The 18,105-nt window shown below is 58.7% G+C and carries 21 protein-coding genes; 13 read left to right on the forward strand and 8 right to left on the reverse strand.

Features of this window, described 5'->3' with window-relative positions:
* The first annotated feature begins 73 nt into the window (after positions 1-73).
* Together ABJD00_RS12585 and ABJD00_RS12590 are read left to right on the forward strand one after the other, a co-directional pair.
* A complete protein-coding gene (locus ABJD00_RS12585) occupies positions 74-955 on the forward strand; it encodes a LysR family transcriptional regulator (protein WP_108836721.1) in 882 nt (293 codons plus the stop codon).
* 10 nt (positions 956-965) lie between these two features.
* Positions 966-1,856 carry a DMT family transporter gene (locus tag ABJD00_RS12590; RefSeq protein ID WP_413833550.1) on the forward strand — a complete coding sequence of 297 codons (891 nt, stop codon included), beginning with the start codon at positions 966-968 and terminating at the stop codon, positions 1,854-1,856.
* Positions 1,857-1,928: 72 nt separating this feature from the next.
* On the opposite strand, the gene ABJD00_RS12595 is transcribed toward ABJD00_RS12590, so the two are convergent.
* Positions 1,929-2,264 (reverse strand): ArsR/SmtB family transcription factor, encoded by a 336-nt coding sequence (locus tag ABJD00_RS12595; RefSeq protein ID WP_413833552.1) that lies wholly within the window; start codon positions 2,262-2,264, stop codon positions 1,929-1,931.
* Between the two features lie 38 nt (positions 2,265-2,302).
* Complete coding sequence (locus tag ABJD00_RS12600; protein ID WP_413833554.1) at positions 2,303-2,512, reverse strand: hypothetical protein; 210 nt, start codon at positions 2,510-2,512, stop codon at positions 2,303-2,305.
* A gap of 108 nt (positions 2,513-2,620) precedes the next feature.
* Here ABJD00_RS12600 and ABJD00_RS12605 point away from each other — a divergent pair, with 108 nt between their 5' ends.
* The 6 genes from ABJD00_RS12605 (at position 2,621) to ABJD00_RS12630 (ending at position 6,340) form a co-directional block, all read left to right on the forward strand.
* A complete protein-coding gene (locus tag ABJD00_RS12605) occupies positions 2,621-3,502 on the forward strand; it encodes a LysR family transcriptional regulator (RefSeq protein WP_413833556.1) in 882 nt (293 codons plus the stop codon).
* A gap of 202 nt (positions 3,503-3,704) precedes the next feature.
* Entirely contained in the window at positions 3,705-4,040 is a 336-nt protein-coding gene (locus tag ABJD00_RS12610; RefSeq protein WP_108836422.1) for an AtpZ/AtpI family protein, read from the forward strand.
* A 20-nt stretch (positions 4,041-4,060) separates the two neighbouring features.
* Positions 4,061-4,819, forward strand: a complete 759-nt coding sequence (locus ABJD00_RS12615; protein ID WP_413833558.1) for a F0F1 ATP synthase subunit A — start codon at positions 4,061-4,063, stop codon at positions 4,817-4,819.
* 60 nt (positions 4,820-4,879) lie between these two features.
* Positions 4,880-5,104: a F0F1 ATP synthase subunit C gene (locus ABJD00_RS12620; protein WP_015496525.1), complete on the forward strand. Its 225-nt coding sequence runs from the start codon at positions 4,880-4,882 to the stop codon at positions 5,102-5,104.
* Between the two features lie 113 nt (positions 5,105-5,217).
* Positions 5,218-5,754 carry a F0F1 ATP synthase subunit B' gene (locus tag ABJD00_RS12625; RefSeq protein WP_108836420.1) on the forward strand — a complete coding sequence of 179 codons (537 nt, stop codon included), beginning with the start codon at positions 5,218-5,220 and terminating at the stop codon, positions 5,752-5,754.
* A 4-nt stretch (positions 5,755-5,758) separates the two neighbouring features.
* On the forward strand, positions 5,759-6,340 hold the full coding sequence (locus ABJD00_RS12630; RefSeq protein ID WP_413833560.1) for a F0F1 ATP synthase subunit B: 582 nt from the start codon (positions 5,759-5,761) through the stop codon (positions 6,338-6,340).
* Positions 6,341-6,473: 133 nt separating this feature from the next.
* Here ABJD00_RS12630 and ABJD00_RS12635 read toward each other — a convergent pair whose 3' ends face one another.
* The gene (locus tag ABJD00_RS12635) at positions 6,474-7,241 is read right to left on the reverse strand and encodes an FCD domain-containing protein (protein WP_413833562.1); all 768 of its coding nucleotides are present in this window, start codon (positions 7,239-7,241) and stop codon (positions 6,474-6,476) included.
* A gap of 107 nt (positions 7,242-7,348) precedes the next feature.
* On the opposite strand from ABJD00_RS12635, the gene ABJD00_RS12640 reads away from it, so the two are divergent.
* From ABJD00_RS12640 to ABJD00_RS12650, 3 genes are all read left to right on the forward strand, one after another.
* Positions 7,349-7,780 (forward strand): hypothetical protein, encoded by a 432-nt coding sequence (locus tag ABJD00_RS12640; RefSeq protein WP_413833564.1) that lies wholly within the window; start codon positions 7,349-7,351, stop codon positions 7,778-7,780.
* A gap of 128 nt (positions 7,781-7,908) precedes the next feature.
* Positions 7,909-11,364, forward strand: a complete 3,456-nt coding sequence (gene smc / locus ABJD00_RS12645; protein WP_413833566.1) for a chromosome segregation protein SMC — start codon at positions 7,909-7,911, stop codon at positions 11,362-11,364.
* A 55-nt stretch (positions 11,365-11,419) separates the two neighbouring features.
* Positions 11,420-11,770, forward strand: coding sequence for a hypothetical protein (locus ABJD00_RS12650; protein WP_413833568.1), 351 nt, complete (start codon positions 11,420-11,422; stop codon positions 11,768-11,770).
* Here ABJD00_RS12650 and ABJD00_RS12655 read toward each other — a convergent pair.
* Genes ABJD00_RS12655 through cobD form a run of 3 tightly spaced genes read right to left on the reverse strand, consistent with a single transcriptional unit; the run spans position 11,767 to position 14,782 of the window.
* The gene (locus ABJD00_RS12655; protein WP_413833571.1) at positions 11,767-12,939 is read right to left on the reverse strand and encodes a lytic murein transglycosylase; all 1,173 of its coding nucleotides are present in this window, start codon (positions 12,937-12,939) and stop codon (positions 11,767-11,769) included. The two genes, ABJD00_RS12650 and ABJD00_RS12655, sit on opposite strands and share 4 nt — an antisense overlap.
* Positions 12,927-13,847, reverse strand: a complete 921-nt coding sequence (gene cbiB, locus ABJD00_RS12660; protein ID WP_413833574.1) for an adenosylcobinamide-phosphate synthase CbiB — start codon at positions 13,845-13,847, stop codon at positions 12,927-12,929. The genes ABJD00_RS12655 and cbiB overlap by 13 nt, the downstream gene beginning before the upstream one ends.
* Positions 13,844-14,782: a threonine-phosphate decarboxylase CobD gene (cobD, locus tag ABJD00_RS12665; RefSeq protein WP_413833577.1), complete on the reverse strand. Its 939-nt coding sequence runs from the start codon at positions 14,780-14,782 to the stop codon at positions 13,844-13,846. Before cobD ends, cbiB begins: the two co-directional genes overlap by 4 nt.
* 185 nt (positions 14,783-14,967) lie before the next feature.
* On the opposite strand from cobD, the gene ABJD00_RS12670 reads away from it, so the two are divergent.
* Positions 14,968-15,327 (forward strand): response regulator transcription factor, encoded by a 360-nt coding sequence (locus ABJD00_RS12670; RefSeq protein WP_413833580.1) that lies wholly within the window; start codon positions 14,968-14,970, stop codon positions 15,325-15,327.
* On the opposite strand, the gene ABJD00_RS12675 is transcribed toward ABJD00_RS12670, so the two are convergent.
* Positions 15,324-16,298 carry a glutathione S-transferase family protein gene (locus ABJD00_RS12675; protein ID WP_413833583.1) on the reverse strand — a complete coding sequence of 325 codons (975 nt, stop codon included), beginning with the start codon at positions 16,296-16,298 and terminating at the stop codon, positions 15,324-15,326. The two genes, ABJD00_RS12670 and ABJD00_RS12675, sit on opposite strands and share 4 nt — an antisense overlap.
* 213 nt (positions 16,299-16,511) lie before the next feature.
* On the opposite strand from ABJD00_RS12675, the gene ABJD00_RS12680 reads away from it, so the two are divergent.
* Positions 16,512-16,865 carry a hypothetical protein gene (locus tag ABJD00_RS12680; protein ID WP_413833585.1) on the forward strand — a complete coding sequence of 118 codons (354 nt, stop codon included), beginning with the start codon at positions 16,512-16,514 and terminating at the stop codon, positions 16,863-16,865.
* A gap of 6 nt (positions 16,866-16,871) precedes the next feature.
* Here the strand turns inward: ABJD00_RS12680 and ABJD00_RS12685 are convergent, their stop codons facing one another.
* Positions 16,872-18,041: a MalY/PatB family protein gene (locus ABJD00_RS12685; protein ID WP_413833588.1), complete on the reverse strand. Its 1,170-nt coding sequence runs from the start codon at positions 18,039-18,041 to the stop codon at positions 16,872-16,874.
* Positions 18,042-18,105: the final 64 nt, after the last annotated feature.

Below are 18,105 nucleotides of genomic sequence, written 5' to 3' on the forward strand. Positions count from 1 at the left end.
TTGGGCCTTGCAAATTCGAACGCAATTAGTGAAAATCAACACCACGTGTTTACAAATGCACAATAGGGACGGCATGGATAACTGGGACGAAATCAAGACAGCCTACCAAGTGGCCCGCATGGGCACGGTCAGTGGCGCGGCAGAGGTTTTGGGCGTTCACCATGCCACCGTGATCCGTCATATCGACGCGCTGGAGGGCCGGTTGGGGGTCAAACTCTTTCAACGCCACGCTCGTGGGTACACCCCGACTGAGGCGGGGGATGACCTGTTTCGGGTAGCGCAGGCCACAGATGATCAGTTTGGTCAGTTGGTGGGTCGTATCAAGGGGCGTGGAACCGAAGTGTCGGGCGAGTTGGTTGTCACGTCGCTCGTGACCATGGCCCCGCGACTGGCCCCTGTTCTGACCGCATTTCAGCAAGAACATCCGGATGTCATTGTGCGTTATCTGACTGGGGATCGTCTGTTCCGCCTTGAATACGGAGAGGCACATGTGGCGATCCGGGCGGGGAATGCACCGGATCAGCCGGACAATGTAGTGCAGCCGTTCGTGCGTTTGACCGTGGGGCTTTTTGCCACGAAAGGCTATGTGGAGCGCCATGGCCTCCCGGATTTGTCTGGCGATACCAGTGGTCACCGCTTTGTCGGCCATGACGCTGCCGACAGCCGCGCGCCTTTTCACAAATGGCTGCGTTCTCAGGTGTCCGAGGACACGATCACCTTCCGCTCAACGGACGTGCGCGCGCTCGAACAGGCGGTGTTGGCCGGGGCGGGGGTTGGATTTCTGCCTGTGCTTGAGGCCCGCGCAAACCCCGACCTGGTAGAGATCATGGAGCCGAGCGAAGACTGGACCGCGCCTTTGTGGCTCGTCACCCATGTCGACCTGCATCGCACCAACAAAGTGCAGGCGTTCCTGTCCTTTCTCAAAGAGAGGTCCAAAGACTGGAAGGTGCTGTGAGGGCCGCGTTTTGAGCCCTGCTTTGCGTGGACATGCGGCCATGCTTACATTCTCGGCCCTTGTGGCGGGGTCGTTTTCCCTTGGCGCTCTGGTCGCCAACGAGATTGATCCCGCTGCCCTGAACGCGCTTCGCTTTGCTTTGGCCGCGTGCATCATTGGGGTTGCGGTTCTGGCCACGGGTGGGATGACGCGCGCCGCACTTGCTGCGCCCTGGCGTTATCTGGTTTTGGGCGGGCTGTTTTCTGTCTACTTTGTTCTGATGTTTGAGGGGTTAAAGACCGCTCCGCCGGTAAGTGCGGCGGCGGTGTTCACCCTGACCCCTCTGATGTCTGGGTTTTTTGGCTGGTGGTTGCTTCGCCAGATCACCACACCCCGCATGGCACTTGCACTGGCCATTGGGGGCGCGGGTGCGCTCTGGGTCATATTCCGCGCGGATGTGGCGGCGCTGCTCGCTTTTGAGGTCGGGAAGGGCGAGGTCATCTATTTCTTTGGGTGCCTCAGCCACGCTATCTACACCCCAATGGTCCGCAAGCTGAACCGCGGTGAACCGGCCGTGGTGTTCACGTTTGGCATGCTGGTGGCAGGCGCGCTGCTGCTGACCATTTACGGTTGGTCCGACATCCGGGCGACTGATTGGGCTGGGTTGCCAGCGATCGTTTGGGTGACGTTGGTTTATATTGCTGTATTTGCCTCGGCGGCGACCTTTGTCTTGTTGCAATTCGCCACGATGCGCCTGCCCAGTGCCAAGGTCATGGCCTATACCTACGTCACTCCCAGTTGGGTGATCCTTTGGGAAGTCGCCCTTGGAAATGGTGTGCCACGTCCTCTCGTATTTGGAGGCGTGGTGCTGACCATCATTGCACTGGTGATGCTGCTGCGAGACGATGAGGTGACGGCATGACAGTGTTATATGAACGTCGATCGCAAAGGACGGTTTGTGACCCTGGTTGGTCTGTCCATGTATGACCGCCTTTCAGGGTTGATCAGCCCCAGGCAGCTCATTGGCGAGAAACCGTTCGAATGCATCCAGATTGACCGGTTCAAACTGGCCAAATCCTTGCATCCATACGCTGGCCGCACGCATCGCGTCCGGTTGCAGCTTGCACCACTTGACCCTGCCTCGTTTCTCCTGCGCGATCAGCCCGGCGCGGGTCAGGATTGTCAGATGTTTGGAAATTGCCGCCAGCGACATCTCGAACGGTTCGGCGACGTCCGTGACAGCCATGTCATCCTCAAGCAGCATCGACAGGATCGCGCGGCGCGTAGGGTCTGCAAGGGCGGAAAAGGTGGTGTCGAGCGTGTCTGCCATGCCCTGTCATACGAGGGCATGGCGCCGGTGAAAAGTGTTCAAAGGTAGGGATGGCGTGTCGATTGTGAGGGCCAGCGATGACGCATCTGCTCCAGTTCGCTTGGGCTCAACCCGATATCGCGGGCGATATGGGCAGTAAGCGGGGGCAGTGCGGTACCTTCGATCGCCTCCTTTGACGACGCATGGCGGAAGATTTTTGCACAAGTGTTCAGTGCGCGCAAAGGCGCGTTGGTGTGGATCAGTTGCATGGGTAACCTCAACGAATATGAGTTGTGCGAACATATTTGCCAGAAAAAATGGACTGCCACAAACTCAGTTCTTTGACATTACTTGTGCAAAAAATGCACAATTCCTCCATGTCGCGTACATTGCCAAACCTGAATGCCTTGCGCGCCTTTCAGGCCGCCGCCCGTCACGAAAGCTTTAGCCGTGCCGCTGACGAATTGGGTGTCAGTCATTCCGCGATCAGCCGCCATGTGCGGGGTCTTGAGGCGCGACTGGGTGTTCAATTGTTTCGCGATGCCTCGCGGGGCGTGGCACTGACTGCGGAAGGGGGGCACTATCTGGGCCGGATCACGCCGGCCTTCGACGTCATTGGTGAGGCCACCGAAGGGTTGGCCGACACGCCTTCGGGCCGGGTGGTTGTGAACAGCGAACCTGTCTTCGCCGCCAAGATTGTTGTTCCGCTGTTGTCGAAGTTTCAGGCGGACTTGCCTGAGATCGAGTTGCGTCTGATAGGATCAAATGAGTTGGCCGATCTGGATCGGTACGAGGCTGATCTTGCGATACGTTATGCCAAGACGGGGCATTTACAGGAGCCATCGGATTTGCTGAGTGATGCCGCGATATATCCCTTTGCGGCGCCAGGTTATCTGAAAGACGACATCCTGCGCCCTGAGGATCTGGTCCGTGTGCCGTTGCTGAGGGATCGCGGTCCGAACATCTGGATCGATTGGGCCGCGCGCGCGGGTTGGGATGTCGAGGTGCCTGATCCCCCATGGCGGATGCGTGCTGCACTGGCGATGGAGGCGGCTGTGCATGGGGCAGGCGTGTATCTTGGTGCATCGGACGGGACCCATCTGGACGAAGCGGCGGGGCGTCTGGTGCGGGTGTCCGATGTGAGCTTTCGGCAGGGCTCGTTTCACTTGCTTACCAGCGGCCAAGCGGGAAGGCGCAAGGCCGTGCGCTCAGTGCGTCGCTGGCTTTTGGACCATACTCAGGCGTTGCGCAGTACTTAAGATCAACCAAATGGTTGAATAAGCGATATGCTTGAGATTGGGGCCTTGGCGCACTGCGGCGGTTTGTCCGCCCTATTTAAGCGCTAGTAAAATTCTTTTAATTTCATGAATTTAGGCCTGTTTTGATCTGAGTTCCGCCGCCGTTGACTCATTCATCGCCGCATCATATCCCAAACGCATCCAAAGGACGGGACAAAGGCACGTGACCGACCCTGACGACAAGGCCAAGATGGAGGCGCTAAATGCGCGTTTGCAGGCCGTCAAAGAGGACCACGCGCCAAAACCCCGCACGCCGGATCATCACTCTCAGGCACAGCTTGCCTGGCGCATGGTGATCGAGTTGGTGGCCGGTCTCGGGATCGGGTTTGGTATGGGGTACGGGTTGGATGCGCTGTTTGGCACCTCTCCGTGGTTCATGATCGTGTTTATATTCTTGGGCTTTGCCGCCGGCGTCAAAACGATGATGCGCAGTGCAGAAGAAGTCCAAAGCAAGCAGGCCGCCGAATTGGCCGAAGAAGATGACCGCCCCACGGGGTGAGCTAAGACGGAGAGAGCCAGATGGCAGATGAAGCAAAAGGTGGCGGTGGTCTTTCGTTCCACCCAATGGACCAGTTTCAGGTAAAGCCGCTTTTCGGCGCCTATGGCGATCCAATCCACTGGTACACCATCACCAACGTGACCTTCTGGCTGGCGCTGGCCGTTCTGGCAGTTCTGGGCCTGATGGTTTTGACAACGTCCAAGCGCGCGGTCGTTCCGGGCCGGGGCCAATCGATCGCCGAACTCATGTACGGCTTTGTCTACAAAATGGTTGAGGACGTAACCGGCAAGGACGGGATCAAGTATTTTCCCTACATCATGACGTTGTTCATGTTCATCCTGTGCGCCAACTTCCTCGGACTGCTGCCCACATCTTTCACGACCACATCCCACATTGCCGTTACGGCGGTTCTGGGCTTTGGCGTGTTCTTCGCAGTGACCATTCTGGGCTTTGTCAAAAACGGCGCGGGTTTTCTAAGCCTGTTCTGGGTCGCAAGCGCACCCTTGCCGTTGCGTCCGATCCTTGCCCTGATCGAAATTATTTCCTACTTCGTGCGCCCTGTTAGCCACTCCATTCGTTTGGCGGGCAACATGATGGCGGGTCACGCCGTTCTGAAAGTGTTCGCAGGCTTCGCCCAAGTCGCAGCAATTGCCCCGGTGGCGATCATCGGGGTGATGGCGATCTACGGGCTCGAAGTGCTGGTGTCAGCCATTCAGGCCTACGTCTTTACCATTCTCACATGCGTGTATCTCAAGGATGCATTGCACCCGCATCACTAACGAATGGTGCGTGAGATCACGCACCCTACCAACTAACTTCCAATCGTAAGGAGAATTCTCATGGAAGGTGAACTCGCACACATCGGCGCAGGCCTCGCAGCAATCGGTTCCGGCGCAGCCGCTATCGGTGTTGGTCACGTGGCTGGCAACTTCCTCGCTGGCGCTCTGCGCAACCCATCGGCAGCCGCCGGTCAGACAGCGACACTGTTCATCGGCATCGCCTTTGCAGAAGCCTTGGGGATTTTCTCGTTCCTCGTCGCTCTGCTGCTGATGTTTGCTGTTTAAGTCACTCTGATCCGCATTCCTTACGGTTGGGCGGTGTGATATGGTCACGCTGCCCAAAGTAACGGCTCGCTATTAGGCCCCGGCTTAGGGGTCACCTCAGAGGAACGACCGATATGGCAGATAACAACAACGCAGCAGGTGAGGTCGCCCTAGGCGCTCCTCCCGGCATGCCACAGCTGGATGTAGGCACGTTTGGCAACCAGATTTTCTGGTTGGTGCTGGCGCTTGTCGCCATCTACTTTGTGCTGTCGCGCGTCGCACTGCCCCGCATTGCGGCCATTCTGGCCGAGCGTCAGGGTACGATCACAAATGACATTGCCGCCGCCGAAGACCTGAAGGTCAAGGCGGAAGAAGCGGAAGCCGCATATGAAAAGGCGCTGGCCGATGCCCGTGCCGAAGCACAGCGGATTGCCGGCGAGACCAAGGCCAAGATCCAGGCTGATCTGGATGTCGCCATCGAAAAGGCCGACGCCAGCATTGCTGCGAAGGCCGCTGAAAGCGAAGCTGCTATTGCCGAAATCCGCGCCGGTGCGCTGGTGGCTGTGGCAGAAGTGGCCAAGGACACCGCTGCTGAAATCGTCTCAACAATGGGCGGCGCTGCAGATGCGTCCACCATCGACGCGGCAGTTTCGACCCGGATGAAAGGATAGTCTGATGCGTATTCATACTCTGACATTCGCGACAGTGCTGTCCGCCGTCGCCGCCCCGGCGCTGGCTGCGTCCAAGAACCCGTTTTCTGCGGAGTTTTGGAAGCTGAGCAATACGGACTTTATCGTCTCGATTGCCTTCATCCTGTTTGTGGGCGTCCTGTTCTACTTTAAAGTCCCGGCGATGCTGTCCAAAATGCTGGATGACCGCGCAGGCGGCATTCAGTCTGAACTGGACGAAGCGCGCGCATTGCGTGACGAAGCACAGGCGCTGCTGGCCTCGTACGAGCGCAAGCACAAGGAAGTGCAGGAACAGGCAGACAAGATCGTGGCTCAGGCCAAGGTTGATGCTGAAGCGGCTGCCGATCAGGCACGCGCCGATCTGGAACGCTCGATTGAGCGTCGCATGGCCTCTGCCGAAGATCAGATTGCCTCTGCTCAGGCCGGTGCGATCAAGGAAGTGCGCGACCAGGCGGTTTCGGTCGCCATCGCTGCGGCACGCGATGTGATCGCCAAGCAGATGACGGCAGGCAATGCCAACAAGCTGGTGGACGACGCCATTGCTCAAGTGGATTCCAAGCTGCACTGAGTGCTGCTCCACTCCACGCTTATTAACCCGGCTCGTCTTTGACGCGGCCGGGTTTTTTTATGCGGGATTGATGAAATATGGAGGCGCATGCCTCAGGACAGCGAACCGTTTTCGTGGGCCGATGGAGCAGCGGTCAACCGCTGGTTTCGTGATCCAGCCGCTGGAGGGCGATGGTTTCGTTGCTCTCGCCCCGTTTCTGGTCTCGCAGGGCCCGTTCAACGTAGTCGAGATGAGCATGGACCGCCGCCCGCGCAGCCTCCGGTTCGCGTCCTTGCAGCGCGTCGTTGATGGCGCGGTGCTGGTCCAGAAGGGCCTGACGGGTGGTGCGTTGTTTGAACATCACTTGCCGGTTGTAGAAGACCCCATCGCGCAGCAATTGGTACATTGAGCGCATCATGTGCAGCATGACGACGTTATGGCTCGCTTCGGTGATGGCCATGTGGAACTGGGCGTCCAGTCGGGCCTCTTCATCGCTGTTGCGTTTGGGGTGAGCGGCCACCATCTTTTCAAAGACGGCGTTGACCACCGCCAGATCGGTGTCCGAGGCAAGGCGCGCGGCCCGCTCAGCGGCGAGCCCTTCGAGGTCGCGACGAAAGCTGAGGTAGTCAAACACGGCCTCGTCATGGCGGGCGAAGAGTTCGGTCAGGGCTGGTGCAAAGGCCGAGCCAAGAACGTCTGCCACAAAGATTCCAGCACCGGGGCGCGCTGTCAGCAGACCGCTGTCCTGTAGCGTACTGATCGCATCCCGCAAGGACGGGCGTGATACGTTCATCCGTTCTGCCAGTTCACGTTCGGGGGGAAGGCGTTCACCGGGGCGCAGGATCCCGCGCAGGATCAGTTGTTCGATCTGCCGTATCACGGCAGAAGACAATTTTTCGGGTTGCACGGGTCGGAAGGGCATTAGCTCACCTGTTCAGAATTGGTAAAGTCATATGACCAATTCCAAAAGGGCGCAATTGCTCGTGTAAGGCGGAAGTACCGTCAGCATCGGTTAAGGCGATGTTAACCATGACAGGACAAGGCTTCGTCATGCGCCTTTGTCTGCTTTTCATTGCGATATCTTTTATTATGGCCTGCAATTCAGCTGGCCCACACTTTCGCGGATTGCTCGTGACGTCTGTCACATTGGATGGATCGACCTTTGATATCCGCGTAAACGGGCACTTGGCCGAAGCAATCCGTACCAACGTCGAATACGCCCCTCGTTTTGGTCCCGTACAAACCCGCGCGCAAAAGGCGATGGAGTTGGTCAGCGGGTGCCGCGTCAAGGAAGTCCGCGGGGATCAGGCGCAAGCGACAGGCCTGCTAAACTGCGGCAAGGGAGGGCCGTCGCCGGATCGGTTGAAGCGGCAGGGTGAGTATGACTGCCTGACCCTTGATTCCTACATCAGTCCAGCCACGAATGAGGTCGTGCTGGATCTGGATTGCACCCTGATTTAGCGCCAATCAGCGCAATATCTTGTGGATAAGCCGCCACGAGGCCCTGTTTGTGGGGCAATCTCGTTGACATGCGGGGGTCGCAATGGTCACCATGAGGGATACGAGTGAACTAGCAGAACAGGCCGCCCTTGCGCTTTTCCAAACTCAGACTGACAGGGTTCAAATCCTTTGTTGATCCAACCGATCTGATCATCGCGGACGGTCTGACGGGCGTTGTCGGTCCCAATGGCTGCGGCAAATCCAATCTGCTTGAGGCGCTGCGCTGGGTGATGGGTGAAAACCGCCCCACTTCGATGCGTGGCGGCGGGATGGAGGATGTGATCTTTGCCGGGGCAGCGACTCGCCCGGCGCGCAATTTTGCCGAAGTCTCTTTGCATATCGACAACACCGACCGGCTCGCCCCGGCGGGTTTCAATGATGCGGATGCGCTCGAAATTGTGCGCCGTATCACCCGCGATGTGGGCAGTGCCTACAAGGCTGCCGGTAAAGATGTGCGCGCACGCGATGTGCAGATGCTGTTTGCCGATGCTTCAACCGGCGCGCATTCTCCGGCGCTGGTCGGTCAGGGGCGGATTGCCGAGCTGATCAACGCAAAGCCGAAGAACCGGCGCCGAATTCTGGAAGAAGCGGCTGGCATCTCCGGGCTTTATCAACGCCGGCACGAGGCGGAGTTGAAGTTGAAAGGGGCCGAGCAAAACCTGGCCCGCGTCGATGACGTGATCGAACAGTTGGCAGCGCAACTGGCGCAGTTGGCGCGGCAGGCGAGACAAGCGGCCCGCTATCGCGAAATCGGCACAGAGTTGCGTCAGGCCGAAGGGCAGCTGTTGTATCGCCGCTGGCGCGAGGCTGATATGGCCCGAAGTGCGGCAGATGATGAATTGCGTGCGCGCACAACGGCGGCCGCGCAGGCCGAAACGGCTGTGCGGGATGCGGCCAAGGCGCGCCAGTCAGCAGAAGAGGCCCTGCCACCGTTGCGCGAGGAAGAGGCGATTGCGGCGGCTGTTCTTCAGCGCCTGGCCGTCCAGCGCGATACGCTCAGCGATCAGGAAGCTCAGGCGGCCCGGACCATTGAGACACTGAGTCAGCGCATCGCGCAAATGGCCCGCGATATCGAGCGTGAAGGCGGGCTGAACCGCGATGCCGGAGAAACAATCGAGCGCCTAGAGTGGGAAGCGAGCGAGATTGCTAAGGCCAGTGAGGGGCATGAGGCCTTGTTGGAAGAGGCCGCAACTCTTGCGCGCGACGCTGGTCAGATTCTGCAGCTGCGTGAATCCGATCAGGGAGAAAAGACCGAGGATGTGGCCCGACTGGCCGCACGCCATGGCTCGGCCCAGCGTCTGCTCGAAGATAGCCGTAAGGTTGAACAAAGGTCTGAGTCCGAAGCGATCAAAGCCCGTGACGCTGTGGCGACCAGTCAGGCTGCGTTGGACAAGGCCGGGACAGATTTCAGTGCTGCTCAAGCGGCCGTCCAGCAAGCCGAAGCAACCGCGGCGCGGGCTGATGAGACCCTCATTGCTGCCGAAGAGGCCCGTGCCGAAACGCAGGCCATGGAAGCCGATGCCCGCGCCGAGCGTTCGGAAGCGGAAGGGGAAATGAATGCTCTGCGCGCCGAGGCCGGGGCCTTGGCCAAGCTGGTCGAGCGCGATACCGCAGAGGGCGGTCAGATTTTGGATCGCTTGCAGGTCCAGCAGGGTTTCGAAAAGGCTCTGGGGGCCGCAATGGCGGACGATTTGCGAAGCCCCGAGGTCGAAGCAGATGGTCCCTCAGGTTGGGCCGTGCTGCCGGCTTATACCACAGAGCAATCCTTGCCTGATGGCGTCACACCGCTGACCCAGCACGTTTCAGTGCCGGATGTTCTGGGCCGTCGGATGAGCCAGATTGGCCTTTGCGATGCAGACGACGCGGCGCGTTTGCAACCCTTACTTAAACCCGGTCAGCGGCTGGTGTCGCCCGAGGGTGACCTGTGGCGTTGGGATGGGTTTCGCGCATGGGCCGAAGACGCTCCGAGCGCGGCTGCGTTGCGTTTGCAGCAGCTCAATCGACTTGAGGAACTGAAGCAGTCACTGGAACGGGCTACCGCCCATGCGGAAGGGGCGCGGCAGGCCCATGAGGCATTGACGCAGCGCCTCACCGACTTGACCGAAGCTGACAAACAGGCCCGTCATGCGCGGCGCGAGGCCGACCGGATGGTGGCCGAAGCAGCCCGCGCCCTGAGCCGGGCGGAGGCGGATCGCAATCTGGCAGCAGGTCGGCTTGAGTCTCTGGGGCTGGCTGTCACCCGCCATGAAGAAGATGCAATGGCGGCGCGCGCCCGGGTGTCTGAGGCTGAAAGCGCGATAGCTGACCTCCCAGACCTTGAGACCGCCCGGGCCGAGGTCGAAGACCTGCGCATGACGGTCGAGGCGGCGCGTATCACCATGATGTCCCGCCGCTCTGCCCATGATGATCTGCGTCGCACAGGCGAAGCGCGTACCAAACGTTCGCAGGAGATCACAAAAGAGATCAGCGGCTGGCGTCACCGTCTTGAGACGGCTGAAAAGCGCAGCGCAGAGTTGATAGAACGCAAGACAGCTTCGGAGACCGAGTTGAAAACGGCGCAAGCCGCCCCAGAGGAACTTGCCGCAAAGCGCGATGCTTTGGGACAGGAGATTTCGGTGGCCGAGGCGCGCAAAGCCGAAGCAACCAATGCGCTGTCAGAGGCCGAAGGGCAGTTGCGCACTACCACTATGGCCGAACGGGAGGCCGAGCGAATTGCATCCGAAGCGCGCGAAGCCCGTGCGCGGTCCGAGGCGCGGTCCGAGGCCGCCCGCGAAACTGTCGCGCTTGCTGCAGAACGCATTGCGGATGATCAACAAATGACGCCGAACCAGTTGTTGACCGCCTTGGATGTGAACCCGGATCAGATGCCCGCCGCGGGTGCGCTTGAGGCGGATGTGAATCGCCTGAAGCGCCAACGCGACGCGCTGGGTGCCGTGAACCTGCGGGCCGAAGAAGATGCCAAAGAGGTGCAGACGGAACATGACACGCTGATTAGCGAAAAGGAAGATTTGGAAGAGGCCATCAAAACCCTGCGCGGTGGCATAGCAAGTCTGAACCGCGAAGGGCGGGAGCGTCTGTTGACCGCGTTTGAGCAGGTCAATTCCAACTTTTCGATGCTCTTCACGCACCTGTTTGGTGGCGGCGAGGCGAACCTTGTTATGGTGGAAAGTGACGACCCGCTGGAAGCCGGACTTGAGATCATGTGTCAACCACCCGGCAAGAAGCTGAGCACGCTCAGCCTGCTCAGCGGCGGCGAGCAAACGCTGACTGCCATGGCACTGATCTTTGCCGTGTTCCTCGCCAACCCGGCGCCGATTTGTGTTCTGGACGAAGTTGACGCGCCATTGGACGATGCAAACGTCACGCGGTTCTGCGACTTGCTGGATGAGATGTGTCGCCGCACAGACACCCGGTTCCTCATCATCACCCACCATGCGGTGACCATGTCGAGGATGGACCGTCTGTTCGGAGTGACGATGGCCGAACAGGGCGTCAGCCAATTGGTGTCGGTTGATCTGAAAAAGGCTGAAACGTTGGTCGCCTAGGCAAGTCACCATGACGTGACCCCACCGTGTGCGGTCACCATGATAGCGTCGCCTCATGCGATTTATCCCATTTCTCGTCTGCCTTGCCACGCCCCTGTCCGCACAGGACTGGGCTGTGCGGACCTCCGACACCATTCTGGATCGCAGCGCTGTATCCGTGCTGATTGACGGGAATACCCTCACCTTCTTTGACGACGGTCAGTCGAAGTTTTCTGCGGGGGGAGCGTATTCCTACACCTATGCCAATGGGGGCGGGACGGCCTTTGGTAGCTATGACATCGCCGAGGATGGGAAAGTGTGTATCGCCTATCGCAACGGGTTTGGCCGCTGCGACAGATACGTGGAAAACGCAGGCCGATTTGTTTTGCTGACTGAAAAGGGCGAGCGGTTTCCGATCCGCCCCTAGAGCTTGTTGAGCAGGGCGGGTGTTGGCCATGCATCCGCAGGCAAGCCCAGTCGCTTCTGTTCCGCTTGTACGGCGGCCCGCGTGCCGGCCCCCAAAATGCCGTCGATTTTACCAACGTTATACCCGCGCGACTGCAACTTGGTTTGCAGTTGCTTCATGGTGGCGCCATCCAACCCCGTGTCAGGGTTGCCCGCATCATAGATCTGGGCGCCGTCAAGGCGGGTCGCGAAATAGGCTGCGGTCAGGACATAGGTAAACGATTGATTCCATTCGAAATAGACGTTGAAATTCGGGTAGGCGAGGAACGCAGGACCTTTGTGCCCCTGCGGTAGGATAAGAGAGGCGGGCAGATTGCTGAGGGACCCGCTGCGCGCTCGTATGCCGCGTGCCTGCCAGTCTTGTGCCGACATAACTGTACCCAGACCGCTGAGCGACCATTCCATTTGTGCGGGCACTGTAACCTCTTGCAGCCACGGCTCACCTGCGCGCCAGCCAAGGTGCTGCAGCATCTTGCCCCCCGACGTCAGCGCGTCGGGCGCGGAAGTTTTGAGGCGCACTGCCCCGTCCCCATCGCCGTCCACACCGTTGATCAGGATGTCTTGAGGCAGCATCTGGACCATGCCGATTTCACCTGCCCACGCGCCTGTGGTGCGGCGTGGATCAAAACCGCCTTGGGCAAAAAGCTCCATCGCGGCAAAGACTTGGGGGCGGAACAGCTCGGGGCGGCGGCAATCATGCGCGAGCGTGACGAGGGCGTTGGCGGTGTTGAAGTCGCCTTGGAACGCGCCGTAATCGGTCTCAAACGCCCAAAACGCGAGAAGCACGTGCCGGTCCACGCCGTAACGCTGTTCAATCTGGTCGAAGATACTTTTGTACTTGCGTGCGTTTGCGCGGCCCGCGTCGATGCGGTTTTGCGAAATCAGGCGGCGAGAGAAGTCGATGAATGGGCGTTGAAAGACGCCTTGGGACCGATCTGCGCGCAGCACTTTTGGATCCTGCTGCACACCTGATAGGAACGCATCCGCGGTGTCCTTGGCGATGCCGCGAGTTGTGGCCTCGGCCGTCAATCCGGATTTGAAGGCGTTGAAGCCGCCGCCGCACTGAGCCCAAGCGCCAAGCGGCAGCGCACAAAGGGCGAGCCCCGCCAAAGTTCGTGTCAAAACGCCCATGCCAGTCCTCCGATACATACGCACAAGGCCAGTGCCAGCCTCCATGCTTTCCACACGATTGTGATGGCGGCGTCAATGTTATGGGGGGCGAGGGTGCGACGGCCCGCGCCGTTGACCCATGCAAGCTCTTGAACCTCGCCGTAATAGCTGCGCGGGCCTGCAAGGGCGATGTTGAGCGTGTGCGCCATAGCGGCTTCGGGCCAGCCTGCGTTGGGAGAGCGGTGGAGGCGTGCATCCTGTTGCACGTTATGCCAAGCGCTTGTGCTACGTCCTGCAACTGCGATCAGGGCGGCAGTTACCCGCGCCGGTATCCAGTTCAGAACATCGTCCAACCGGGCTGCCGCCCAGCCGAATGCGGCGTATTTGGGAGTGAGATAGCCGATCATGCTGTCAGCAGTGTTGACCGCCTTGTAGATAACGATGCCCGGCAGGCCTGCCACTGCAAACCAGAAGGCCGGGGCGATAAATCCGTCGCCGAAGTTCTCCGACAGGCTTTCGATGGCGGAGCGGGATGTGGCAGAGGTGTCGGACGTGGAGACATCGCGGCTCACGATCATCGCCACGGCTTTGCGCCCAGCCTGTTCAGACTCTCTTAGGCCTGCCGCCACTGCGCCAACGTGATCGACCAGCGATTTTTGCGCCAACAGGATGGCTGCGATGACAATAGTGACCGCTGTACCAAGGTGTTGAAGCAGCCAACCGATCACTCCAGCTGCACTCACCAGAACGAGGACCGCGATGGCTCCTTTGAGCCTTTGCATTTCTCCGTGGTTCAGAGTGCGATCTAGTGCCGAAACGACCCGCCCCATGATCACCGCGGGGTGCGGCACGCGGGACCACAACCAGCGTGGTTCGCCAATCACCGCGTCAAGAACGATAGCGAGCGCGAGCAGCAGAAAACCGTTCAAAACGCAGCCTCAAGCTGGTCCCAGGCGTCAGGCGCAGGTAAACCAAATCGGATCCAGTTGTCGGCATAGGGAAAGATGCGCGTCCAGATGTGGTGGCGCGCCAGTCGTTCCTGCCATCTGGCAGCATCCTCTACATGGTAAAGGCGGAATAGGGTCGTTCCGCCCAAGAGCGTGGCGCCCTGATTGCAGATCAGTGCGTCCAGCCGATCTGAGTCTTTGGTAAGCCGTTGGCGTGTATTATCGGCCCATGCAGTATCACTCAGAGCGCGCGCACCGACCTCGAGTGCCACACCTGAAACGGGCCATGGCCCAAGCATCTCGCGCAATTGCCCAATCAAGGCGGGGTCTCCAATGGCAAATCCAAGTCGCAACCCGGCCAGACCCCAGAATTTCCCAAAGCTCTTGAGCACAATAGTGCCGGGCTCTTCGGCGAGTCTTACAAGGCTATTTTCGGGCGTTACGTCGCAAAAGCTTTCGTCGATGATGCTGAACGGGCTCGTGACATCAGATGCGGTCCACAACCGCCCGTTCGGGTTGTTGGGATGCACGAGGACCCGTGCCTGAGCTTCCCCGTCACGCTGGATTTGCCAGTCACAGTTCGAAAAGCTGGCGGCGTGTTCGTTATAAGTTGGATGTGGAATGTGCACAGATGCTGCGGACTTCAACCGGGGTATCTGAGCGATGAGAGCAGATGCACCCGGTGCGGCAATAAAATCTGCGCCCTGTGGAATGTTCCAGAAGGCCCTGGCGGCCGCGTGAAGGCGGTCGGTCAGCCCAGTATCTGGCAGCGCGGTCCATGCCTCTTCTGAAAGTGCTGGCACAGGATAGGCAACTGGGTTGATGCCGGTCGAAAGGTCGATCCAATCCGCGCGCTGCCCGCCGTACTGGCGAATGGCAGCATCAAGACCGCCTCCATGATCACGCTTGGTCGTCACGTTTAAACCTTCCCTGTCCATGTGCCGATGGTCGGCGGTTTTACGCTCGCAAAAAGCGGATTGGCGCGAATTTGGCAAGTCGAAGCGCTAGCGTTAAGCAATTAAGCGCGTCATTAACGAATTGTTAATAGATAGTGCCGCACTTACTGCTCATGAGCTGTGGGTCTGCAAGCTCTGGAGACAAGATGAAAGTTCTGATCGTAGAGAGCCGTCCTGAGCTGCGAAAGCTATGGGTGCGGCACCTTGAGCGGCAAGGTTATGCGGTGACGCAAGCCTGCTGTCAGGACGATGCGGTCTCGCATCTTTCCAAGGATACAGCGGATATTATCGTTTTGGATCTGGTTCTTGAACAAGGCAGCGCACTGGCCGTGGCGGATTTCGCCAGCTACCGTCAGCCTGATGCACGCGTAATTTTCGTGACGGATACGACGTTTTTCTCGGACGGGTCGATCTTTAATCACGCAAGCAATGCCTGTGCTTTCCTGCCCGCAGGCACCCCTCCAGAAGACCTAGCAGCGATGGTCGCGCATTACGGCCATCACTAACCCCGCCCGTGCGGCTCCATGAAATCAAGCTGTGGGTTGATCGGAATGATGCAGTGCGGATTGATGGTTTCGTGGCTGAAGTGATAGTGGCGCACGATGTGCTCCATGTTGACCGTGTCTGCCACACCGGGCCGCTGGTAAAGTTCGCGCGTATAGGCCCAAAGGTTAGGGTAATCGATCACCCGTTTACGATTGCATTTGAAATGCAGGTGATAAACGGAATCGAACCGCACTAGGGTGGTGAACAGACGCCAATCGGCCTCCGTGATCTGATCCCCCATAAGGTAACTGTTCTCTGACAGCCGGGCGTCGAGCCAGTCCATTGTCTCGAACAGTGGGTGCACTGCGGCGTCATAGGCCGCTTGCGTGGTGGCAAAACCGGATTTGTATACGCCGTTGTTCAAGGTGTCATAGATCCGGTCATTAACGGGTGCGATGTCGTCGCGCATTGCGACGGGCCAATAGTCATCCGTGTTGCCGGTGATCCCGTCGAATGCACTGTTGAACATCCGGATGATTTCGGAGCTTTCATTGCTGACGATGGTATTCTGGACCTTGTCCCACAGAATCGGGACGGTCACGCGGCCAGTGAACTTGGGTTCGGCACATGTGTAAATATCGCGGGCGAAGGGCAGGCCGAAAAGGTCGTCCCCAGTGGCGCCGTGCTCGTCTTTCTCAAAGGTCCAGCCGTCAGACAGCATGTCGGGATGCACGGCCGAGACAGCTATGTGATCTGTTAACCCTTTGAGGGCACGAAAGATCAGTGCGCGATGCGCCCATGGGCAGGCATAAGAAACGTAAAGGTGATAGCGTCCGCCTTCGGCTTTGAACCCAGCCTCGCCAGATGGACCTGCGGAACCATCCGCGGTCACCCAGTTGCGGAATACGGCGTCTTTGCGTTTGAACGCCCCGTCGGTGGACTTTGTATCGTACCATTGGTCCGCCCAAACGCCGTCGATCAACAATCCCATTGTGCTTCCCCACTTTGTTTCTGGAAACGCCTTAACCCACGCAAAGTTACACATATATAGGGCTATGCGCGCAGGTCACCTGCGCGGCTGCACACGCAATGAGTCACGCGAAAGCCACAGGGTAAATGAGTCCTTCCTGCATGCCCGAATTTACTGGACCGAAACCATGTTTGGCGCATGTTTTGCGTAAACGAACTCGAAGGAACCACTGCTATGACAACCTTTGTCCCAAAAGAAGTGCAAGCTGGGCTGGATAGCGCAAGGGTGCAGTCGCTGAAGTCTGGATCTCGGTTGCGTATCTTGGCAGACGGCAAGCATCATCCGGTTCTACGGATGTGGGAAACCGGTTTTTCCGTGGATGCAGAAACCGCACCGAACCTGCGTGGCTATGTGGATCTATATGATGGCGCGATCCATCTCTTTCAGTGTCTGATCATAGCCTCGGAAGAGGAATTGGGCGAGATGCGGTTTGAGTTCAAGCAACTGACGGCGGTGTCAAACACCGCACCGTTGGATTTCGAACGTGCCGAGGATGCGCCTGTCGCCTTGATCGAAGCGCAAAAATAGCTACCGCTATTGCAGATCGCCAAAGGCGACAGCCAGACGCTCCACTGCTTCCTGTACTCGTGCCCTAGGCGTGGCGATGTTGAACCGCAGCCAACTGTCGCCGCCCTTGCCGAAGGTCGGCCCATGATTGACGGCAATGCAGGCGTCCTGCTCGACCCTACGCGTGAATTCTTCGCGCGCCATACCTGTATCCTCGAAGCTGACCCATGACAGATATGTCGCCTCCAGATCCATGGATTTAAGGCCCGGGATTGCGTTGATTCCGGCGTCAAACAGGCGACGGTTTCCATCCAGATAGTCAACGAGTTCATCCACCCACGCAGCCCCTTCCGGAGAATAGGCCGCTGTAACCATGAATAGCCCGAAAGCATTGGGCGACATCCCGAGAGCCATCATGCGCGCGGCGAATTTGGCACGCAAGTCTGGGTCGGCGATGATCACATTCCCGATATGCGAGCCAGAAAGATTGAACGTCTTATTGGTCGAAGTCATCATGATCAGCCGATCCTCGATCCCTTCGATGGCTGACATTGGAATGTGAACATGACCCGGCATGACAAGGTCATGGTGAATCTCGTCTGAAACAATGATCAGTTCGTGACGTTTGGCGAATGCAGCGACTGCGGCCAATTCTGCACGGCTCCAGACCCGGCCGCCGGGATTGTGGGGCGAGCATAGGATGACCATCCTCTCAGAGCCGTCCATTTGAGCGTCATAGGCGTCGAAATCCAATTCATAGCGACCGTCGATTTGGATCATTTCGCACTCCACGACCCGCCGCTCGTTGGCTTTGATCACTTTTGCAAAGGCGTGATACACCGGGGTGAACAAGACGATGCCGTCATTTGGCTTGGTAAATGTGTCCACGCACATGGCGGTGCCATTCACCAGCCCGTGAGTCGAAAAGATATGCTCGGGCTCGATGGACCAACCGTGCCGGTTTTCCATCCACCACTGGATCGCTGTGCGGTACTTGCTGTCGTCCCCGAAATACCCGAAGACGCCATGATCAACCTGAGCCTGGACGGCGTCCCGTATACACTGAGGTGGACGGAAATCCATGTCCGCGACCCACATCGCCAGACCCTTGTCTTGGGGCACGCCATAAATCTTTTCCATCATGTCCCATTTGACACAATGGCTGCCTTTACGGTCGATAAATTCGTCGAAATTCATGGGAAGCCTTCTTCACGTGAGTCGGCGCACGCTACCAACGCCGTTCCCGAGCGCAAGGGGACAT

This window comes from Tateyamaria sp. (assembly GCF_039945315.1).
GTDB lineage: Bacteria > Pseudomonadota > Alphaproteobacteria > Rhodobacterales > Rhodobacteraceae > Tateyamaria.